The following is a 19,957-nucleotide window of genomic DNA, read 5'->3' on the forward strand; positions in this document are numbered from 1 at the left end:
GCACGAGGTTCTCCGAGCTCGTCGGGGTGTCTCCGTCGGTCTATCGGGACCAGGACAGTCGGTGGGCGGAGGGAGTTGCACCGTGCGTGGCGAAGCGGGCGACGAAACCGGTCAGGAATCGAGAAGCCCGTTCCTGAGGCGTCGCCTACCGTGACCGGCATGGAGATCACGATTCATCAGAGCTTCCTTCCGCATTCGGATCCGGACGCGTCGGTGGCGTTCTACACCGACGTCTTGGGCTTCGAGGTCCGTCTCGACGTCGGATACGAGAACATGCGCTGGATCACCGTCGGTCCGCCGAACCAGCCCGACACGTCGATCGTGTTGGAGCCGCCGACACCGGACCCCTCGGTCACCGACGCCGAACGCGACATGATCCGAGCGATGATGGCCAAGGGCACCTACGCCGGCGTGAACCTGGCGAGCCGAGATCTCGATGCAACGTTCGAACGGATCGAAGCCGCCGGCGCCGAGATCGTGCAGGAACCGATGGACCAGGACTACGGACTGCGCGATTGTGCCGTTCGGGACCCGGCTGGGAACCTGATCCGGATCCAACAGCGTTCCTGAGAGGAGCACCGACATGACAACCGACCACGACAGCACCGGTGAGGTGAAGCTGCTCTCGGGTGGGAACCCGCAGATCCCCAAGGGAGACGGCGAGGCGCCGGTCCAGGCGTACCTCGCTGCGATGCCCGACTGGAAGGGCGAGATCGGACGTCACCTCGATGCCCTCGTCGACGTGGTCGTTCCCGATGTTCGCAAGGCGGTGCGGTGGAACTCACCGTTCTACGGCGTCGACGGCAACGGCTGGTTCCTCAGCCTGCACTGCTTCACGAAGTACGTGAAGGTCACGTGGCTCAACGGCGCGCAACTCGATCCGCTGCCGCCGGTCACGTCGAAGGACGAGCGAGTTCGGTACTCGAACATCGCCGCCGTCGACGAGATCGACGACGACCAGTTCCGAGACTGGATCCGCCAGGCCGCCGAGGCTCCCGGCGACGAGTTGTTCTGACGGCCACATCATCTGCGAGGGAACGACCGATGAAGTCCATGATCTGCCGCCAACTCGGCGGCCCCGTCCTCCTCGGCGTCAGACGATGACTGCGAGAGAACCCGACATCAGCCAGGCGCTGCGCATCGAGCGGTCGCGTCTCTGCGAGATGCTCGAGGAACTCGATGCTGCGGGGTGGTCGAAGCAGTCGCTGTGCGACGACTGGACCGTGCACGAAGTGGTCGCTCATCTCTCGTTGAGCACCAGGACGTCCGTGCTCGACTTCTTCACGGGGATGGTCCGCTGCCGCGGGAACTTCGACCGGATGGAAGCCGAACGGGCACGCCGCCGCGCCCGCGACGTCACGCCGCTCGAACTGATCGAGCAGCTGCGATCCGACATCGACTCGACGAAGACGGCGCCAGGAGGCTCACCGATCGATGCCCTCACCGATTTCATCGTGCACGGCCAGGACATTGCGATCCCGCTCGGCGTGAATCATCCGGTCGCACCGGAACACTCGATCATGGCGCTCGACCATGTTCGGTCGAGCCGTTGGTACGGAGCGAAGAAGCGCATCGGTCCCGCAACCCTTCGTGCAACCGACATCGACTGGAGCGTCGACGGTGGTGCCACGACGATTTCCGGGCCCGCGCTCGATCTGCTCCTCGCCGCCAGTGGGAGGTCGGTGGGCTTGTCTGGACTGAGCGGCGACGGTGTCCGCCACGTACGAGCGGAACTGGAGTCCTGATCAGTCGCTGAGCGGGGGTGAACATGGAAGGCCATCGGGAATAGTTGCGAGCACAAGTAAGTTGTACTGGTCGACTCTTCTGAAAGGACCAGAACATGACCAGCACCTCCACCCCCACACCGACCACCGATCGGGACACACTCCGTCCGGTCGCGGGTGTCGTCGGCAACGGCCGCTCTCACTGGGTCGGTGACGGATTCCGCGTCGAGGGGATGTTCGGTCCCCACGACGAACTCGCCCGACTCGTCGACCCGTTCCTGCTGCTCGACTACCACGCCCCCTACGAATACGGCCCGACCGACACTCCCCGTGGCGTCGGAGTGCACCCGCACCGCGGGTTCGAGACGGTCACGCTCGCGTTCGACGGCAGCGTCGCCCACCACGACAGCACCGGAGCCGGTGGGGTGATCCGACCCGGTGACGTCCAGTGGATGACCGCGTCGTCGGGCATCCTCCACAAGGAGTATCACGACGCCGACTGGGCCCGTTCGGGCGGTCGGTTCCACATGGTGCAGCTGTGGGTCAACCTGCCGGCCGCCAGCAAGATGGACGCGCCGCACTACCAGCCGCTCACCGCCGAGCAGATCGGGCAGGTCGAACTCGAGGACCACGGCGGCTCGGTCCGCGTCGTCGCAGGAGACTTCGACGGCAACTCGGGAGCTGCGACGACCTACACACCGATCAACCTCTGGGACGTCGAACTCAATGCCGGCTCCCGGATCAGCCCGTCGGTTCCCTCCGACCACAACGTGGCCGTGCTCGCGCTCGACGGCAACCTGACGGTCAACGGCGCCGACGTGCCGTCCGGTCGACTCGCGATTCTCGACAGCAGCGGACCCGGACGCGACGGCGTCGAGGTCGCCACCGTCGCCGGAGGACGCGCGCTCGTCATGACCGGTCGGCCGATCGACGAGCCGGTCGCGGCCTACGGACCGTTCGTGATGAACACCCGCCAGCAGATCGCGGAGGCGTACGACGACTTCCAGGCCGGACGATTCGGCCATCTCGACGGCTGATCCCAGCGTCTGGTCACTGAGGCAGGGCGACGACAGTTGGGCGTTCCGGCGCGGTTCGAGCAGGGCACGCATTGCGGATTCCGGGTTCTCGACAGGATGATCAACGGTCGGGTCTGGCGAGCTGAGGGTGCCTCGAACGGGGACTGGTTCCCGAGCGGCTGGGGACCGGATCGTTCAACACCGACTGCCCCGTCGCGACTCAGTTCGTCCTCGCCGACGACGGGTCCACCGTCTCCGGGTCGCTCAACGGCACCGAGGTCGCCGACGTGGCGGGCGAGACCGAATGGCTGGACTCCGACCTGTGTGCCTGACCCGCGAGGTGTAGATCCACACTCGCTTGGATCGCCCGAATCGTCTGACCGACGTGACCGCTGCTCAGACGCCCGGGACCGAGCGGACCGGCGTGGTTCTCGCCGAGAGCCGGCAGGCAAGCGAGGACCCGGGCGACGGCGTCGCCCATCGCTGCGACCTGGCGCGATGCTTCGGCACGGGTCGCCTCGTCACCGTCGCAGCCCACATCCAGCGTGGAAGCCTTCGCCGCGTACCCCGCCGCACCGAGTGCGTGAGCTCCCATGTGCGCGACTGCAGCCGCCTGCTCGGCGGCGTACGCCGCAGCCTTGGACGCTGACGTCGGGGCCTCGCGGGCCGCCGCTCCGGCATCGCCGCCTCGGCATCGAATTGCATCGGCCACACTCAGTTCGCCTGAAGCAAATGCTCGTGCCTGACCGATTGCATCTCGCACCCGGGTATCACTCGGCACCGCCGTCTCGTAGATGGCGAGCACGTGCTCAGCGCAGTCGGCCGCCCACGACGCGACGAGCTGACGGTCCTCGACGGTCAAGGTCTGTGGCGACGTCGGCACCGCGTCGACCGTAGTCCTGCAGATGCTCAGAAGATTCCGTCTCCCGAGCTCCGAACATCTCCTGATCGAGCCGTCCGATTCGTACCCGAGCGTTGAGGATCTGCGACGACAGACGTCGGTCGGGTTTCGATGAAATGCGCATCGCTATGGTGGGGATCGTGATCCGCCGAGCGTTGCTTCGAGGTCGGCGGAGGTGACCGAGCCGGCGTCGGGACTGACGTTCGACGAATTCTTCGTGCATGAGTTCCCGCGCCTCGTCGCGATTCTCGGGGCGTCGACCGGGAGTCGGCATGTCGCCGAGGGACTCGCTCAGGATGCTCTGTTCCACGCCCGGGAGCGTTGGAATGTGGTGGCTGAACTCGACGAACCGGGCGTCTGGGTGCGCGGTGTCGCGCTGAACCGGCCGGTGGACGAGGGACGCGGGCGCCGTCGGGAGCGAACGGCACCCGAGCGCATCCACCGCCTGCGCGAGATGTCGCAGTGGGAACGGCCGTCGATCGACGGCTCGCTGTGGGCCGGCGTTCGTGCTCTCCCGGCAGAGCAACGCGACGCGATCGTGCTGCGCTACGTCGACGACCTCCCCGTGACCGACATCGGACTGATCCTGGACTGCGACGAAGCTGCGGTGGAGGACCAACTGCAGCAGGGCAGTTCGGCGATCGCCCGATCGGAGTTCGACGACCGTCCAGGGGAGCGACGGACCGATGACCAGGACGTCGAGGAACTCCTCGTCGCGGCTGGCGAGCGACGGCGGGCTGCGGCACCCGACGCCGCCGAAACACGATCGGCACTGCAGCAGGTCGACAGCCACCGCGACGTCGGGGACGAACCGGATGATGCTGTTCGACATCGCAGGCGGTTGATCGCGCTCGCCGGCGCCGGAGCGGCCGCCCTCGTGATCGGCGCCGTCGCGATCGGGATGTCGGTGACCGACACGGACAGCGACGCACCGGCGGTTGGAGCGGACGTCTCGTCACCGCGCTCGGACACCGCTGCCACCCGCGATTCGCCGGAGGTGCCGGACCTGGCGTTCGGCGAGCCGGCTGCGCGTGCGTTCGAAGGATTGCCGCTGACCGACATCGCCGTGTCGCCCGACGCCGAGCTCGTCGCCGCCGTTCGCGACGACGAGCTCTGCATCATCTCGACCACCCCGTCGACGCCGTCCGACGAGGATCGCTGCGTTGCGGTCCCGGCGGGAATCGACAGCAACTCGATGAGCTGGTCGCCGGACGCGACGACGGTGGTGTTCCACGAGGATCGCTTCGGGAACGAGGAGGCCGGCCTCGTCGAGTTGAACCTCGCCGACGGTGAGTCGACGGTGCTGATCGGCGATGGCGAAACGTCGAGTGGCGACAGCATGGAAGATCAAGTCTTCGCACCCACGTTCGCCGCTGATGGGACCCTGTACGTCTTTCGTGTGGAGCCCGGGGACAGCCTTCGCTCGGTCCTCCACCGGTACGACGGTGACGGTGACGGTGAGGTCGCGGCGACGGGCCCGGAGTTCGACGGCGTGGCCCAGGCGGCCGGCCGCAGTGGCGGTGGCGAGACGATCGTGAATCCGGTCGTCGACGGTCAGGACACGACGCTGGTCTCGGTCGACGTCTCCGACGGAACGAGCCGATCCGTTCTGGTCGAAGGCGGGCAACCGCTTGTGGCCGACGTTGCCGGAAATCGCGTCCTGCTCGTCGGATCGGACGGCGTGCTCGCGAGTGGATTCCAGATGGGTGTCGCCGACTTCACGACGGGCAACGTCGACCTGATCGATGTGCCGCAGATCGACGGGACCTCGATGCGTCTCGCCGGCGGCGGACTCTCGCCCGACGGCACACAGGTCGCGCTGATCGTCGCGGCCCAGAACGACGCTGAGGGGCATCTGCTCCTCGTGGCCGACATCGACGCGGACGGGTCGGTCGGCCTTCCCGCTGTCATGGCAACGGGAACAGAATTCGTTCCGAACGCCGGTGACCGGACGATCAAACCCGCAGGTCTGGGGAACGCCGGTGAGATCGTCTGGACCGACACAGCGTTGATCTACACCCTCGGCCCCAGCGAGATCGTCACCCTTCCCCTGCTCTGACAGTCCCGCCCCTGAGCGGCGACGTCAATCCTCGATGACGTCGAGTCCTGCTTCTCTCAGCCGAGCGATGTTGTCGAGCATCTGGTTCAGGACCTCGGGAGGGTGGCCCTCCCAGTCCTGCACTTCGTCGACGACCCGGAGCGAATCGCGAGTCCGGTACGACTGCGTGACGTTGCCGGGGAATTTCTTGTTCGTCACGTTCGGGTCGTCCTCGAACGGACCTGTGGGCTCGACGACGTAGATGTGTCCCCGACCGGTGGAACCCGTCAGCACCGTGGCCAACTCAGCGCCCCAGGCCGCGGTCTCCACGAGCGTCGAGAAGTAGACGTTGTTGGAGGTGCGGCCCGCTTGGAAGTTGGAGCCGTGGCCAGGGACCAGGAGATCGCCGGCCTCGAAAGCGGACTTCGTCCCGTGGAAGAACGGCCCATCGATGTGGTCGCATCGGTCGAAGGTCACCGGGACGTATGCGCCTTCGTTCGGGACCCCGGCCGTGTTCTCGACGTGGTCCTGGTTGGTCAATGAGTCCTCCGATCGCTCGCCACCGGCGCCCATGGCCGGCTTGCACGCCTGGTTCTGCTCGCTCGGGATTCGAGCGGACTCCCCGTTCGAGGGAAGCAGAAATCCGAACGTGTCACAAGCCTGATCTCGACCCGCCCTGAGAACAGCGCCGGATTCGCCCGACGTCGCTGGACGTCGGGTCGGAAAGTACGGTCGCACAATGACTGACATGATGAGTGACCGACTCGATGGGAGAGTCGCGCTCGTGACGGGCTCGACGCGAGGAATCGGCCGAGCGATCGCCGAGCGGCTCGCAGCGGTCGGGGCCATCGTGATCGTGCACGGACGTTCGGCGGACTCGTGCGCCGAGGTCGCCTCCCAGATTCCCGACGCCATCCCCGTGCCCGGCGAACTGGATTCAGCTGACGCGGGTGATCGGTTGGTCGCCGACGTGCTCGAGGCCGCCGGGAGGATCGACATCGTGGTGAACAACGCCGGAGTTGCGCTCGACAACTTCATCACCGGCGTCACCGACGAACGTTGGGAGGACACGCTCGTCGCCAACCTCACCGCCCCGTTTGCCATCATCCGCGCAGCAACTCGAGCGTTCAAGACGCAGGGGACCGGCGGGGTGATCATCAATCTCACGTCCACGTCGGGTGAGCGGGGAAACGCGGGTCAGTCCGCGTATGCCGCGAGCAAGGGTGGTCTCCATGCCGTCACGCAGACAGCCGCGCGCGAGCTCGGCCGGTTCGGTGTCCGGGTCAACTCGATCTCGCCGATGGCCGCGACGACGATGAACGGCCTGGTCGACCCGGACCGACGCGCTGCCATCGCGAAGTCACTCCCGCTCGGCAAGGTGGCCGATCCGTCACACGTGGCGGAAGCCGTGGCATTTCTGGTCAGCGACCGTGCCCGAGTCATCACCGGCGAACTCATCCACGTCGACGCCGGCTTCCATCTCAGCTGACGGGTGCGCGACAGCTCGTCCCCACAGCGGGCGGGTCAGAGTTCGGCCAGCGCGCTCGTGATCTGGGCGATGTCGTCTTCGTGGTTGTAGAAGTGGATCGCCAGTCGGAGATTTCCGTCGCGAGCCGAACAGATGATGCCGCGTTGCTTCAGTGTCGCGAGCAGCTCGGCGGGCTCGGCGCCAGCGAGAGGCACGGCGACGATGGTGCTGCGATTGGCCACCGGAAGATCGATCGCCCCCCGACCGATCTCGGTCAAGGCCGAACGGAGGAGGTCGGCGAGGTCCATGTTCCGTTGGAAGATGGCGTCGGCACCGAATGCGTCGAAGACCGACAGGGCCGCTTCGTCTCCGATTGCGGCGAGCCAGCTGATCGAGTTGTCGAAGCGCGACGCCGTGGAGGAGAGGTCCATGGTGGGCCCGAAGAAGCTCTCGAACGGCACGCGTCCGGCCTTCCACCCGGCGTTGAGCGGGGAGAAGCGGTCTCGGACCTCGGGAGAGAGGTAGCAGTATCCGATTCCGCGCCCGGCGTTCATGAGGAACTTGTGGTCCGATGTCGCCAACACGTCGATGTGTTCGATGTCAGCAGCGACAGGAAGCGCACCGACCATCTGGGAGCCGTCGACGAAGACGAGCGCACCGACCGCATGGGCCGTGTCCGCGATCGCCGCGATGTCGGAGCGATGTCCTGATGCCGTCTGCACTCCGCTGAACGCGACCAGCTGTGTCGCGCGGTCGACGTGGCGTGCGATGTCCTCGGGTTCGAGGCCACCGTTGCGGAACGGAACTTGCCGGACTTCATAGCCTTTCGCCGCGAGCAACCGCCACGGGAAATGGTTCGAGCTGTACTCGCGTTCACCGATCACGACGTTCTGTCCGTTGCTGGCGGGTCCGAACTGTGCGGCGATCAGCCCCGCTGCGGCGGACACGGATGCGATCAATGCGACGTCGGAACGATCGGCCCCCATCAGTGCAGCAACCGAGGTCCGCGCGGTTTCGGCGGCTGCTTCACCCCGGGCGTAGTCGAGACCGTTCTCGGACCATTCGTCGACATATCGGTGATACGCAGCCGTCAGCTCGCGACTCGCCAATCCCACCGCCGCGGTGTTGAGGTAGGCCGAGGATGACGTAGCGGGGAACAGAGTTCGTGCGTCTCGGATGTCGTCGATCCGGCCCGACTCTGTGGTGGTGCTCACCTACGAAACGTAGACGTTGCTTCGACTCGTCGCGGACAACCGGGGAAAGCCGGCACCGTCGGATGAGCATCGAGCGCGTGCCGGATCGGACCGGCCGCGAGGGCCGAACGATTCTCAGCGGTGCTCGATCCAGTCGAGAATCGCAGGACGCAGCCAGAGCCTCGGCCGACCGTTGCCGAGGTCGACGACCGGCCGCGGCATGTCGGCGTAGCGACGCTGGTACAGACTCACACTGTTGGGGTGCGCCAGTCCGAGCAGGGCTGCGAGTTCACGGGAGTCGATCAGTTCGTCGGTGTTCACCATCGGCGCCACGTCGTCAGCATATCGTTGCCGTCTCCACCCGTAGACAACGATCGTCGATGCCCGTAGAGTCCCCGCGATGAAGCTGAAGTCGAACGATCCGTGCTGGTGCGGCAGCGGAGAGAAGCACAAGCGGTGCCATGGCGACCGCCGAGCGCTCGACTGTCCACCGGTCCGACTCGGCAACGTGTCGGCACCCCGAGCCGTACCCGACTCGATCGTGCGACCCGACTACGTCACGACCGGAATCGTCCCGCCACCCAGGACCCAGATCCAGGACGCCGAATCCCTGGTGCGATTGCGTCGAGCGTGCGCGGTCGGTGCCGAGGTCCTCCTCCGGACGGGCGAGCAGGACGCGGTCGGTGTGACGACCGAACGACTCGATGTGTTCGCCCACGACGTCTACGTCGAACTCGGCGCATATCCGAGCGACCTGCACTACCGAGGCTTCACCAAGTCGATCTGCACCTCGGTCAACGGGGTCATCTGCCACGGCATCCCCGACGACCGACCACTCGAGGACGGCGACATCGTCAACATCGACGTGACCGCCTACATCGACGGCATGCACGGTGACACGTCGGCGACCTTCCACGCCGGGACCCCCTCCCGGGCGGTCGCCGGCCTCGTCGACACGACTCGCGAAGCCACGCTGCGCGGAATCGCAGCGATACGTCCTTTCGAACCGTTGCAACGGATCGCGGAAGCGATCGAACCGTTCGCCGAATCGCGGGGTTACGGCGTGATCCGTGAGTACGGAGGCCACGGGATCGGCGCCACGTTCCACGGCGCCCCTCATGTGTCCCACCACATCGATCGCCGCGACGACACAGTCGTCGTCCCGGGCATGACGTTCACCGTCGAGCCGATGCTGACCTCCGGGCGACCGACGTTCCATCAGGCGGCCGACGGGTGGACCGAACACGCCAACGACAACCGACCGTCGGCACAGTTCGAACACACCGTGCTCGTCACCGACACCGGTGTCGAGATCCTCACGGTGACCGATGGCGGCCGGAGTGCTGCGGGAACCCTCGACTCGCTGCACGCCACCCGATAGGAGCCGCCGTCGCTGGGGAGGAACCCGCAGCATCATCGGGCTGAACCCGCGCCGGTCGGCACGTGTCATCATGTCAGCCTCGTGCTGTTCTTCGACCTCGACACCTTCTGGCTCGACGTCTCGCTCGTCGTCGTCATCGGTGGCAGCACGCTGGTGGGAATCGCCGCCGGCCGACGCCTCCGGGGACGACCTGATTCCAGCAGTGAACCCATCGGCGTCGTCCAAGGAGCGTTGCTCGGCCTCGTCGGGCTGCTGCTCGCCTTCGGGCTCACGATGGCCGTCGGTCGGTACGAGGCCCGCCGGACTCTCGTCGTGCACGAGGCGAACACGATCAGCACGACCTACCTCCGCGCCCAGTTGCTCCCCGAGCCGATGCGATCGACGTCGCTCGATCTCCTGAAGCAGTACGGCGACATCGCCGACGACCTGGCCGACCAGGTTCCGTTCACGGATCAGTTCGACGCCGACGTCGCCGAATTCAACGGATTGCAGCGTGGGTTGTGGTCCGAGGCGGGGCGTGCCGTCGAGGTCGATGCGACCGGCACCGGGCCCTTGACCTACATCCCGATGCTGAACGAGATGTTCGAAGCGCACACGGAGCGGATGTCGTCGCTCCGCAACCGGGTGCCGACGTCGGTGATGTTGTTGCAGATCGGTGGGAGCGCAATCGCGATCGGCGTGCTCGCGGCGTATCTCGCGCTCCTCGGTCGGAGCGAGATCACGGCATTGCTCGCCGCTGCCTTCGTCGTCGTGATCCTGTTCGTCTCGTTCGACCTCGATCGGCCACAACGTGGGTTCATCACCGTGCCGTACACCGCACTTGTCGAGGCCCGGACCGAGATGGATCTCCCGCCGGCTGCCGGACCCTGATCATCGCCGCGGCTGGATCCCGTTCGCCGCATGACCCGCTGACGTGCTCGGCGGCGCCGTGGCGCGGAATCCACAGCCGCCCCTGCGTATCAACTGGGGTCCGACCCCAGTTGATATGGGCCGGGCACCGCGGCGGGCGAGGATCGTTCCGTGGTCGAGTGCGCGCTCGCCGTCCAACGGGGGTCGGGTCCCAAGTTCGCTGTCGACGAACCCGGCCTGCTGAAGCCCGACTGCGATCGTCGGCGAGAACAGCGCGTAAGCCGTGACGATCGCGTGGTCGAACGGCGATCCGTGCGTCCCGGCCGAGGATGCGGCGAAGAACGACACGAGGAGCGGCGCACCGGGCGCGAGAACGCGGAACCACTCGCGGAAGATGCCGTCGAGTTCCGCAGGGGGCACGTGGATGAGGGAGTACCGGGACACGATTCCCGCGAGCGACGACGTGGCGATGTCCAACGCACCGAGGTCCCCGACGTGAAACTCCGAGTCGGGGAACGCACATCGAGCTTCGGCGATCATCTCGGGCGAGATGTCGTAGCCCGTCGCTGCGACTCCGAGGTCGGTCAGGTGGTCGACGATGTGGCCGGGCCCACATCCGAGGTCGGCGACCGCTCCATCGCGGAGGTCGGTGAGTTCCGCGAACCGCGCGAGCCATGCGCGATCGGTGTGCACCCGATCGAGGTCGTCGAGTGCGAATCGCGCGTAGAGGCCGGCGTTGGCGTCGTAGGAGTCGCGCACCTCATGGCTCACTCACCCACCCTTCCATCCCGGCGGGCTACTGTTCGCGTCCGATGAAACGTCCATTCCTTGTTGCGCTCGTTGCGATCATCATGATCCTGACGGGCGCCCTCCAACTGCTCGTGGCATTCCTCGCGTTCATCGACCGCAACGATGCCGAGATGTTGAACGACGCGGATGCCACCTCGTCGCAGATCACCACGGCGGTCATCGCACTGGTGATCGCCGCGTTGATCTCGATCTTCCTCGGCTCGAATCTCTGGCGTGGCAAACGTTTCGCCCGGGCACTGATCGGGATCTTCGAGGTGTTCCAGATCGCCGGTGCGATCTACCTCCTCGTCGTCTCCGAGCACAAGGACCACGTCGGCACCGCGATCGGGACGATCCTCGGCGCGCTCATCGTGCTCTACTTCCTCTTCGGGACACAGAAGGCCAAGCAGTTCTTCGCCTGACCACCCGCGCACCGCGACAGATGCACGTCGGTGCCAGGCACCGACGTGCATACTGATCACGTCCCGGTCAGCGCCGTCGCCGCACCACTACGATCGAGGCCGTGCGGGCGAAATTGATCTTCTGGGTGACACGATCGCGGGGCGTGTCCTGATGACCGATCTCCTCGGTGTCGTCGATCGGGCACGCTCCGTTCCCCGCCAGGTCTCCCAGACGGTGATCGAACGTCACCGACTGAACCACCTGTATGCGTCATCGACGGGACGGGTGATCCGCGTCCTCGCCCCTGGCGGATTCGGGAAGTCGTCGCTGGTGGCGAGGTGGACCGCAGACGAGAGCCGCCGTGTCGTGTGGGTCGACATCGAACCGATCGACAACGATCCCGGGGTGCTCGCCGCGGCACTGCACGGTGCGTTGAACGAGCTCAACCCGGCAGGGTTCGCGTCGATCCCGGTGGCGGCGGCCGGGTCACCGAGCTTCCGCGACTGGGTCGTCCCGGCGCTCGGCGCGGCGGTGCGTGGCTGCGCGGAACCGTTCGTCTTGGTGCTCGACGACGTACACGAGATCGACAACCCCGATTCGGACGCGCTGTTCTGCGCGATCGCGGAGAATCTGCCGGAGCGCTCGACGCTGCTGCTCGCGGGCCGCGCTCACCGGATCGACCGTTCGATCGCCCGTCTCCGACTGAACCCCGGCGTGATCGACGTGACGGCATCGGATCTCGCGCTCGATGCCGCGGAGTCCCGAACGCTGCTCGTGGCGATGGGGCTCGATCGCGACGCCGACCTCGACGATGTCATCGCTCGCTTCGAGGGTTGGCCGGCCGGACTCCGCCTTGCCGGTCAGGTGCTGTTGACGAACCACGACTTGACCGGGTTGTCGGCGATCGACGTCTCGGACGCGACGCACATCACGGACTACCTAAGTGCAGAGTGGACGTCATCGATCGATCCCGACGACGTTCCACTGCTGCGGGAAGCCGCCTGTCTCGAACGATTCACCGCGGACATGTGCGACGAGGTGCTCGGACGCAGTGGATCGAGAGGCGTTCTGCGTCGGTTGGAGCGCGAGGACCAGTTGGTGCTTCCGCTCGACGTGCGCGGCGATTGGTTTCGCATGCATCAGCTCCTCGCCGGCTGGCTCGAGGCCGAACTCCGCGACGCTCAACGCGCCCGGTGGCGCGAGGTGCATCGTGCCGCGTGCGACTGGTGGGAGGCCCGCGGCGACATCGATCGTGCCCTCGCACATGCTGCACGGATCGGCGACATCGATCGCTGCGAGTCGCTCGTGATCGAACATGCCGCGATTCGATTCCCGATGGGCGCGCACGACACGGTCCGGCGCTGGCTCGGCATGCTCCCGGAGGAACGCATCCGTGCATCACCGGGGTTGTGTGCGCTGGCGGCGGTGAGTGCTTCCCACAGGGGTGATGGCAGAGCAGCGCTCCAGTGGACTCGGCATCTCGCAGGTGTGGTCGGGCTCGACGGCTCAGGCTCCATCCCTCATGCGGTCGACGACAGGGAGCGCTGGGCGACGGCGCTGGCGCTGACCGCGACGCTCGAGAACCGTTCGACGGTCTCACAGATCGCAGCGGCCGAAAGCGCGCGCGACGCGCTTCCCGTCGGTCTGTGGAGGACCATGGCGATCTGGGCGCTCGGCGGGCACCTGTTCATGATCGGTGACGATCGGGCGACGGAGGTGTGGGCCGACGGGGCGATGACCGCCGAGTTCCTCGGCGCACCCAACCTGGCCGCGAACTGTCTGGCCTCCGAGGCGATCGTTCACGAGTTGAGCGGAGACCGAGACCGTGCCATGGAGCTGGGCCTGCGCGCTCAGAAACTCGTCCGATCGGTCGGCGGGACGCTTCTTCCGCCGTCTGCGATCACGGTGGCCGTGAGCTCGCTCGTCGAGGCCCGTCGTCGCCCGGACGTTGCCTCGACAGAGTTCGCGATCGCTCGCCGTCATCTCGAGAGTCACCAGGACGTCGCACCGTGGTTCAACGTGATGGCCCGGCTCGCGCTCGTGCGGACCGCCTTGCTCATCGACGACCGCCCGGCCGCTCGGACGCTCCTACGCGAGGCCGAGCACTGTGCCGCCCGACCCGGCGACGCCTCGGGTGTCGAGCCGCACCTCGCGGCGCTCTGGGCTCAGGTCGACGCGGTGTCGGCGACGACCGCCGACGGGTCCTCAGCGTTGACCCCGTCCGAACGCAAGGTGCTCGCGTACCTTCCGACCAATCTGTCGTTGTCGGAGATCGCCACGGAACTGTTCGTGTCACGCAACACCGTCAAGTCCCACGCCACGGCGATCTATCGGAAGCTCGGCGCGACATCGCGGAGCGAGACCGTGGCGCTCGGCCGGCGCGCGGGCCTGATCGACCACGTGTCACCCGATCGTTGACCGACCGGGCGTCGACCGCGCCGAATCGAGGTCGCGTGGATCCGGAGCGGGCCCGATCACCTGCTCGAGCAGTCTCCAGCCGTCGTGGGCCGGGCCCACTTCGTCACGCCAGCGTCACTGACGGGCCATTGCAATCCGCATGCGTTCGTCCGGGTCGATGAAGTGGTCGTTGTCGTCGTCACCGAGGTCGATCTGGACCCATTCGATCTTCCCGCTGAAGCGGCTGGTCTCGGGCGTGTAGTCGGGTGAGACACACGTGCCCGACTCGTATCCGATGTCGGTCGTCTCGTCAGCCGAGAAGACCATCGGCTGCGTCGCCTCGACCCGTCCCGAACCGACCGCGGTGCCGTCGTGGTAGAGGGTCACGTCTCCACCCTTGGCGAGGCCACCACCGTCGTAGGCGAACTCGACGCGCACCTGGTGCTTTCCCGCGGGGATCGGCTCGTCTGCGGTGGTTGCGAACTCCTGGATGCCGAGCACGTTGTAGACGAACTTCAGCACTCCGTCCTTGGTGTACACGGCCCATCCGCCGAAGCGCCCGCCCTGGGCGATGATCACACCGGAAGCGCCGCTTTCGGGGACGTCGATGTTCGCGGTCACCGAGAATGACTTGTTCTTGATGCTCACGACGCTGTTCTCGGAGAGCCGGCCCATGCCGGAGAAGAACAGCTGCGAGTTGCCGTGGATCAGCGTCGGGCGTCCCGCCATCGACGGTTCGAGTCGCTCGCCGGTGCGGTCGTCCATCGGCAGGACGTTGTACTTGGTCGCCTCGATCAGCCACAGCCGTTGCAGTTCGGCGAGCCTGCCGGGCTGCTCGGCCGCCAGGTCACGCGCCTGGCTGTAGTCGCTGTTGCCGTCGTACAGCTCCCAGATGTCGTCGTCGAACGCGGGGAGGTCACCACCGACCATGATCCACGGCGTCTTGTGTTTGGTGACGGCGCTCCAACCCTGGTGGTAGATGCCGCGGTTGCCGAACATCTCGAAGTATTGGAGATCGTGGCGCTCCGGCTCCGACGCCTGCTTGAAGGTGTACAGCATGCTCGTCCCCTCCATCGGCGACTGCTGCACTCCGTTGACCATGGTCGGCTCGGGCAGCCCGGCCGCCTCGAGCACGGTCGGTGCGATGTCGATGACGTGGGTGAACTGCTCACGCAGTCCGCCGGGCTCGTCGATTCCGTTCGGCCAGTGGACGATCGTGCCGTTGCGGGTGCCACCCCAGTGCGAGGCGACCTGCTTGGTCCATTGGAGCGGCGTGTTCATCGCCCAGGCCCAACCGACCGAGTAGTGGTTGTACGACGCAGGCGAACCGAATTCGTCCATCTTCGACTGCATGAACTCGGGTGTTTCGAGGGCGGCCATCCCGTTGAAGTTGGCCATCTCGTTGAAGGCGCCGTTCATCGTCCCCTCGGCCGACGCGCCGTTGTCGCCGACGATGTAGTAGATGATCGTGTTGTCGAGGACACCGAGGTCGTCGACGGCATCGATCAGCCGGCCGACGTGGTGGTCGGTGTGCTCGAGGAATCCAGCGTAGACCTCCATCTGCCGCGCCAGGACCGGCTTGAGTTCGTCCGGCATGTCGTCCCACGCCGTGATCTCGTCGTGGCGTGGGGTCAACTCGGCATCGGCAGGGATCACACCGAGTTCCTTCTGACGCGCGAACGTGCGCTCACGCTGGACGTCCCAGCCGTCGTCGAACCGTCCCTTGTACTTGTCGATCCACTCCTTCGGACAGTGGTGCGGGGCGTGCGTGGCACCCGGAGCGAAGTAGACGAAGAACGGCTTGTCGGGCATCAGCGCCTTCTGCTGACGCACCCAACCCACAGCCCGGTCGGCGAGGTCCTCGGTGAGGTGGTATCCCTCCTCGGCCGTCGCCGGGGGCTCGACGGGCGTGGTGCCGTCGTACAGCGCCGGCTCCCACTGGTTGTCCTCACCACCGATGAACCCGTAGAACGTCTCGAACCCGCCGCCACCCGACGGCCACGCATCGAACGGACCCAACGGCGACGACTGCCAGACGGGGACCTCGTGGCACTTGCCGAACTGGGCGGTCGAGTAGCCGTTGAGTTTCAGCGTCATCGCCAACGGGGCCTTCGTGTTCGGACGCACCGAACTGTTGCCGGGAGCCGACGTCGCCGTCTCGGTGATACTGCCCATGCCGACCGAGTGATGGTTGCGCCCCGTGAGCAGTGCCTGACGCGTCGGCGCGCACAACGCCGTGGTGTGGAACCGGTTGAACTTGAGGCCACCGGCGGCGAGACGCTCGGCATTCGGCGTGGCGCACGGACCACCGAACGCGCTCGAGGCACCGAATCCGACGTCGTCGAGCAGGATGACGACCACGTTCGGCGCCCCGTCCGGCGGTCGGAGCGGCTCGATCGGCGGGAACGACGTGGCCGGATCCTTGGCGTCGTAGGTGGTTAATCCATGCACCGGCCGATCGGGGATCGGCAACATGGCACGGGAGTGGCGGTCTGGGTTCGATGGCATGGGAGGGCTCCGTTCGGGTTCGTGTCGTCACCGGTCGTGTCCGGACGGTGTCGTGGCACGTTGCCAGGTGACGACCGCTCCATGATCCTCGCGCATGTGCTCCGGAGCATCGGCCACTCTGGGTGAATCGCCTCACAAATCCCTGGACGGCGCTTCCTTCAGTCGGAGGAAGTTCGACGAACATATGTGCGATCAGAAGCTTGTGTGCTGGGATGAGATGGAGTACGATGCTGTCATGTTCTCGGATGTGGTGGACGAGCTGATCGGACTTTCCGATGCCGAGCTCGTCGCCCGGATCGAGGCGAACGAACTGGAACGCCGCCGCCATGATGCCGAGATGTCTGCAGCGTTGGCTGTCGCGAAGGGTCGCGGCGTGCACGCGGTGGATGGGCATCGTTCGATGGCCGCGTTCTGTCGTGCCCGGCTGAACTGGTCGAACACCGAAGCTGCTCGCCGTCTCGGTCTGGCCCGAGCCGTCGACGACATCGAGGGACTCGGCGACGCCTGGTTCGACGGTCATCTCGGATCTCCCCAAGCCGTCATGTTGTCGATGGCCAACGCCAACCGGCGTGTCGCTGATCGTCTCAACGAGTTCGCACCACGGTTGTTGGAGCACGCGGAGCAGATGCCGTACCCGGACTTCGCGACCGTGGTCGACCATTTCGTATCGCGAGCCGATGAGGACGGTTCGCATGACGATCGCGATGCGGCGATTGCGGGGAGGCGGGCCAGAGCGGTCGATGCCGGCGGAACCCTTGACCTCCGTGCCTCGGGCGGAGACGGTCTGGTCAGCGCCGAGATCGTCGCGATCCTGGAACGCTTCACGCAGATCGAATACCAGCACGATCTCGAAGCCCGCCGCCTCGAGCACGGCGAACTGGCCGATGGCTTCCAACTCGCGCGCATCGACCGGCGACGCCAATTCGACGCGTTGATCGCCATCTTCCGTGCCGCTGCTAAAGCGGGCGACGTGGGCACCGTGGCCGAACCGTTGGTGAATGTGGTGATCGATGCGGCGACGTGGGGGCGGATGCTCCACGCAGCCGGACTCAGCTCCTCGACCGACCTGGACGGTCGTCCGATCGACCCGTTCACCGGCCTCGCCAACACCGAAGCCGACCGCTTGGTCGGTGACCTCACCGGGTTCGACAGCCGGATGTGTGAAACCACGAGCGGTACGTCGTTGCATCCGCACGACGTGTTGCGCGCCGCGCTCGCCGGGCACGTTCGGCGGGTCGTGGCCGATTCGGAGCGGGTGGTGATCGATCTCGGTCGACGCCAGCGGCTGTTCACCGGGAGTGCGAGGCAGGCGGCGATGTTGTTGATCAAACGCTGTGAGCACGCTGGATGCGAGCTGCCCGCCAATTGGTGTCAGGTCGATCACCATGACGAATGGGCTCGCGATCACGGACGCACCGATCAGAACAACAGTGACGTCCTGTGCGGGTCGAACAACACGCACAAACACGAGCACCGATGGCGAATCAGGCGAGCGCTCAACGGATCGAGCTACACCGTCCGCGAGGACGGCACGATCATCCTGCCCGTCGGCGCCCGACCACCCGACTTCGCCGACGATGACGCCCCTGGAGACCCTGACGGCTTCGACGAGGACGCCCCCGACTTCGTCGCCCGGCAGGTCATCAGCGCCCGCAGCCGTGTCGCCGGTATCCGACGACCCCGAGCCGCCTGACACCCGCCACCCGAATCCCGTCCGGGTCGAGGACGATCGCACGCCGACGCGCTACTCGGCGAATCTGGATCGAGGCCCGCGACGTCAGAGCGGTGGCCGGGACGGATCAACGATCGGGTGATGTTCTCGCGGCTGCCGGTCGGCTTCCGGCGCGCTGAGTGCCCTGCTGCGGAGGCGCCGGAACCGGCTCCGGCGGCTGGTCCGGGCGATGCTCAGCGCCGTGATCGGCGCGAACGCGATCGACACGAGCACCAGGACCGCCGCGATGAGTGTTGCGAGCAACGTGGGCAGCCATGCGCCGTTCACGGCGTGCGGCTTCAGCGATGGCGTCGAGCTGGAGCGGGTCGCGGTCACCTCGGTGGCCTCGACTGCGGCGGTGGTCGGCGGGGATTCGGGCACCGAGTCCGGGACTGGGTCCGGTTCGGCACGCGCCAGGACGAGATCAGGCGAGCGCTCGAGGTTGGCCGCCGTCAGCCCGGGGACGTCGACCGTTCGGATCGAAGTCCGGTAGAGCGACGCGTCGCGAACGGCGTCGTCCATGTCCCATGCGTTGTTCGAGTGGGCGATCACGACCTGGTCACCCTCGAGATTCGGGAGGACGAACGCTCCGTAGTTGTTGCACTCGTCGCCGCATCTCGTGTCGGGGGTGTAGCGCGTGGCTTCGGTCCACGGTCCCTGAGGTGCCGAGGCGGTGAACACGACGACTTCGGCGCCGAACCAGTCGCCGACGTCCGAAGCCGCAACGTAGGTGTCACCGAATCGCTGGACGGACACGGGCATCGAGGGCGTTCCGGTCAGGACCGGCACACGTGCGTCCCGATTGAGGGACCAGCCGTCGTCCGTCCAATACTGCGGCTCCGCGTCGAAATCTCCGTGCGGGACGCGCGCGACGTAGGCGTGGGGTGAACACGACGAGTCGAAACCGACCAGGCCCGCATCGTCGAACTGGCGATAGCAGTGCCCGTACAGATATGACCACTCGCCGTCGGACACCACCGAGTAGCCGAACAGGGACCGCGACGGGTCGGGTGCCGGCTGCATTCCGATCAACTGCAGATCGGGAAGTGCGTACCGAGCGATCCACGTGCCGACCGGGAGTGCACCGCGAGCCGCGCCCGTCTCGTTCGGGTTCTGCACCTCGGCGAGGAACAACCACAGATCGCCGTCATCGCCGATGGCGGCATCGAGCGGCCACAGCCAGTTGGACAGACTCGACTCGACCCACGATCCGATCCACGAATCACCCTCGCCACCTGATGGTCGCCGCAACTCGAAGCAGTCGCCGTCCTGCACCAGCGCCGCGTTGTGCGCGAACGTGTCGCCGTCGAGGCGGTCATCCGATCCGAGGAACGCGTCCTGGAAGTACCACAGGAACCGGCCATCCGGGAGTTCGATCGCGTGTGGATAGTCGGCACCGGCGAGCCCGGCGGCGTCGTCAGACGCGAAGAAGGCGTCCAGCCCGGTCGCGGTCGACGACTCCGCACACTCCGCCGCCGAGACGGAGGTCGGGGTCCATCCGATCGCGACCGCGCCGACGACGACGACGATCAAGCGTGGCAACCACACCAGACCATGGTGACATCGTCGACCGCGAGAGG

At 66.5% G+C, this 19,957-nt stretch carries 18 protein-coding genes and 1 pseudogene; 12 read left to right on the forward strand and 7 right to left on the reverse strand.

Features of this window, described 5'->3' with window-relative positions; genetic code table 11:
* The 5 genes and pseudogenes from WBV89_RS07970 to WBV89_RS07990 form a co-directional block, all read left to right on the forward strand.
* Positions 1–137: pseudogene (locus WBV89_RS07970) on the forward strand (AraC family transcriptional regulator); the annotation flags it as partial.
* 22 nt (positions 138–159) lie between these two features.
* Positions 160–570, forward strand: a complete 411-nt coding sequence (locus WBV89_RS07975; RefSeq protein ID WP_423980799.1) for a VOC family protein — start codon at positions 160–162, stop codon at positions 568–570.
* Positions 571–583: 13 nt separating this feature from the next.
* Complete coding sequence (locus WBV89_RS07980) at positions 584–1,015, forward strand: DUF1801 domain-containing protein (protein ID WP_423980800.1); 432 nt, start codon at positions 584–586, stop codon at positions 1,013–1,015.
* An 85-nt stretch (positions 1,016–1,100) separates the two neighbouring features.
* Entirely contained in the window at positions 1,101–1,745 is a 645-nt protein-coding gene (locus WBV89_RS07985) for a maleylpyruvate isomerase family mycothiol-dependent enzyme (protein WP_423980801.1), read from the forward strand.
* Between the two features lie 95 nt (positions 1,746–1,840).
* Entirely contained in the window at positions 1,841–2,761 is a 921-nt protein-coding gene (locus WBV89_RS07990; protein WP_423980802.1) for a pirin family protein, read from the forward strand.
* Positions 2,762–2,960: 199 nt separating this feature from the next.
* Here WBV89_RS07990 and WBV89_RS07995 read toward each other — a convergent pair whose 3' ends face one another.
* Positions 2,961–3,623, reverse strand: a complete 663-nt coding sequence (locus WBV89_RS07995) for a putative immunity protein (RefSeq protein ID WP_423980803.1) — start codon at positions 3,621–3,623, stop codon at positions 2,961–2,963.
* A 193-nt stretch (positions 3,624–3,816) separates the two neighbouring features.
* Here WBV89_RS07995 and WBV89_RS08000 point away from each other — a divergent pair, with 193 nt between their 5' ends.
* The gene (locus WBV89_RS08000) at positions 3,817–5,700 is read left to right on the forward strand and encodes a sigma factor-like helix-turn-helix DNA-binding protein (RefSeq protein ID WP_423980804.1); all 1,884 of its coding nucleotides are present in this window, start codon (positions 3,817–3,819) and stop codon (positions 5,698–5,700) included.
* Positions 5,701–5,724: 24 nt separating this feature from the next.
* On the opposite strand, the gene arr is transcribed toward WBV89_RS08000, so the two are convergent.
* Positions 5,725–6,219, reverse strand: a complete 495-nt coding sequence (gene arr, locus WBV89_RS08005; protein WP_423980805.1) for an NAD(+)--rifampin ADP-ribosyltransferase — start codon at positions 6,217–6,219, stop codon at positions 5,725–5,727.
* Between the two features lie 199 nt (positions 6,220–6,418).
* Between arr and WBV89_RS08010 the strand changes: the two genes are divergently transcribed.
* Positions 6,419–7,168: an SDR family NAD(P)-dependent oxidoreductase gene (locus WBV89_RS08010; protein WP_423980806.1), complete on the forward strand. Its 750-nt coding sequence runs from the start codon at positions 6,419–6,421 to the stop codon at positions 7,166–7,168.
* Between the two features lie 35 nt (positions 7,169–7,203).
* Here the strand turns inward: WBV89_RS08010 and WBV89_RS08015 are convergent, their stop codons facing one another.
* Both WBV89_RS08015 and WBV89_RS08020 read right to left on the reverse strand, forming a co-directional pair.
* Positions 7,204–8,361, reverse strand: coding sequence for an aminotransferase class V-fold PLP-dependent enzyme (locus WBV89_RS08015; RefSeq protein WP_423980807.1), 1,158 nt, complete (start codon positions 8,359–8,361; stop codon positions 7,204–7,206).
* A 114-nt stretch (positions 8,362–8,475) separates the two neighbouring features.
* On the reverse strand, positions 8,476–8,664 hold the full coding sequence (locus WBV89_RS08020) for a hypothetical protein (protein WP_423980816.1): 189 nt from the start codon (positions 8,662–8,664) through the stop codon (positions 8,476–8,478).
* Between the two features lie 76 nt (positions 8,665–8,740).
* Here WBV89_RS08020 and map point away from each other — a divergent pair, with 76 nt between their 5' ends.
* A complete protein-coding gene (map, locus tag WBV89_RS08025) occupies positions 8,741–9,721 on the forward strand; it encodes a type I methionyl aminopeptidase (RefSeq protein ID WP_423980808.1) in 981 nt (326 codons plus the stop codon).
* Positions 9,722–9,802: 81 nt separating this feature from the next.
* Positions 9,803–10,591 carry a hypothetical protein gene (locus WBV89_RS08030; RefSeq protein ID WP_423980809.1) on the forward strand — a complete coding sequence of 263 codons (789 nt, stop codon included), beginning with the start codon at positions 9,803–9,805 and terminating at the stop codon, positions 10,589–10,591.
* Here WBV89_RS08030 and WBV89_RS08035 read toward each other — a convergent pair whose 3' ends face one another.
* Positions 10,592–11,341, reverse strand: coding sequence for a class I SAM-dependent methyltransferase (locus WBV89_RS08035; protein ID WP_423980810.1), 750 nt, complete (start codon positions 11,339–11,341; stop codon positions 10,592–10,594). It abuts the gene before it with no gap.
* Positions 11,342–11,382: 41 nt separating this feature from the next.
* Here WBV89_RS08035 and WBV89_RS08040 point away from each other — a divergent pair, with 41 nt between their 5' ends.
* The gene (locus WBV89_RS08040) at positions 11,383–11,781 is read left to right on the forward strand and encodes a hypothetical protein (RefSeq protein WP_423980811.1); all 399 of its coding nucleotides are present in this window, start codon (positions 11,383–11,385) and stop codon (positions 11,779–11,781) included.
* A gap of 151 nt (positions 11,782–11,932) precedes the next feature.
* On the forward strand, positions 11,933–14,179 hold the full coding sequence (locus tag WBV89_RS08045; RefSeq protein WP_423980812.1) for a LuxR C-terminal-related transcriptional regulator: 2,247 nt from the start codon (positions 11,933–11,935) through the stop codon (positions 14,177–14,179).
* Positions 14,180–14,293: 114 nt separating this feature from the next.
* Here the strand turns inward: WBV89_RS08045 and WBV89_RS08050 are convergent, their stop codons facing one another.
* Positions 14,294–16,666 (reverse strand): sulfatase-like hydrolase/transferase, encoded by a 2,373-nt coding sequence (locus WBV89_RS08050; protein WP_423980813.1) that lies wholly within the window; start codon positions 16,664–16,666, stop codon positions 14,294–14,296.
* Between the two features lie 235 nt (positions 16,667–16,901).
* On the opposite strand from WBV89_RS08050, the gene WBV89_RS08055 reads away from it, so the two are divergent.
* Positions 16,902–18,359, forward strand: a complete 1,458-nt coding sequence (locus tag WBV89_RS08055; RefSeq protein WP_423980814.1) for a DUF222 domain-containing protein — start codon at positions 16,902–16,904, stop codon at positions 18,357–18,359.
* An 84-nt stretch (positions 18,360–18,443) separates the two neighbouring features.
* Here WBV89_RS08055 and WBV89_RS08060 read toward each other — a convergent pair.
* A partial coding sequence (locus tag WBV89_RS08060) for a hypothetical protein (RefSeq protein WP_423980815.1) occupies positions 18,444–19,957 on the reverse strand: 1,514 nt, incomplete at its 5' end.

Origin of the sequence: Ilumatobacter sp. (genome assembly GCF_049588435.1) — a bacterium.
Taxonomy (GTDB): Bacteria; Actinomycetota; Acidimicrobiia; order Acidimicrobiales; family Ilumatobacteraceae; genus Ilumatobacter_A.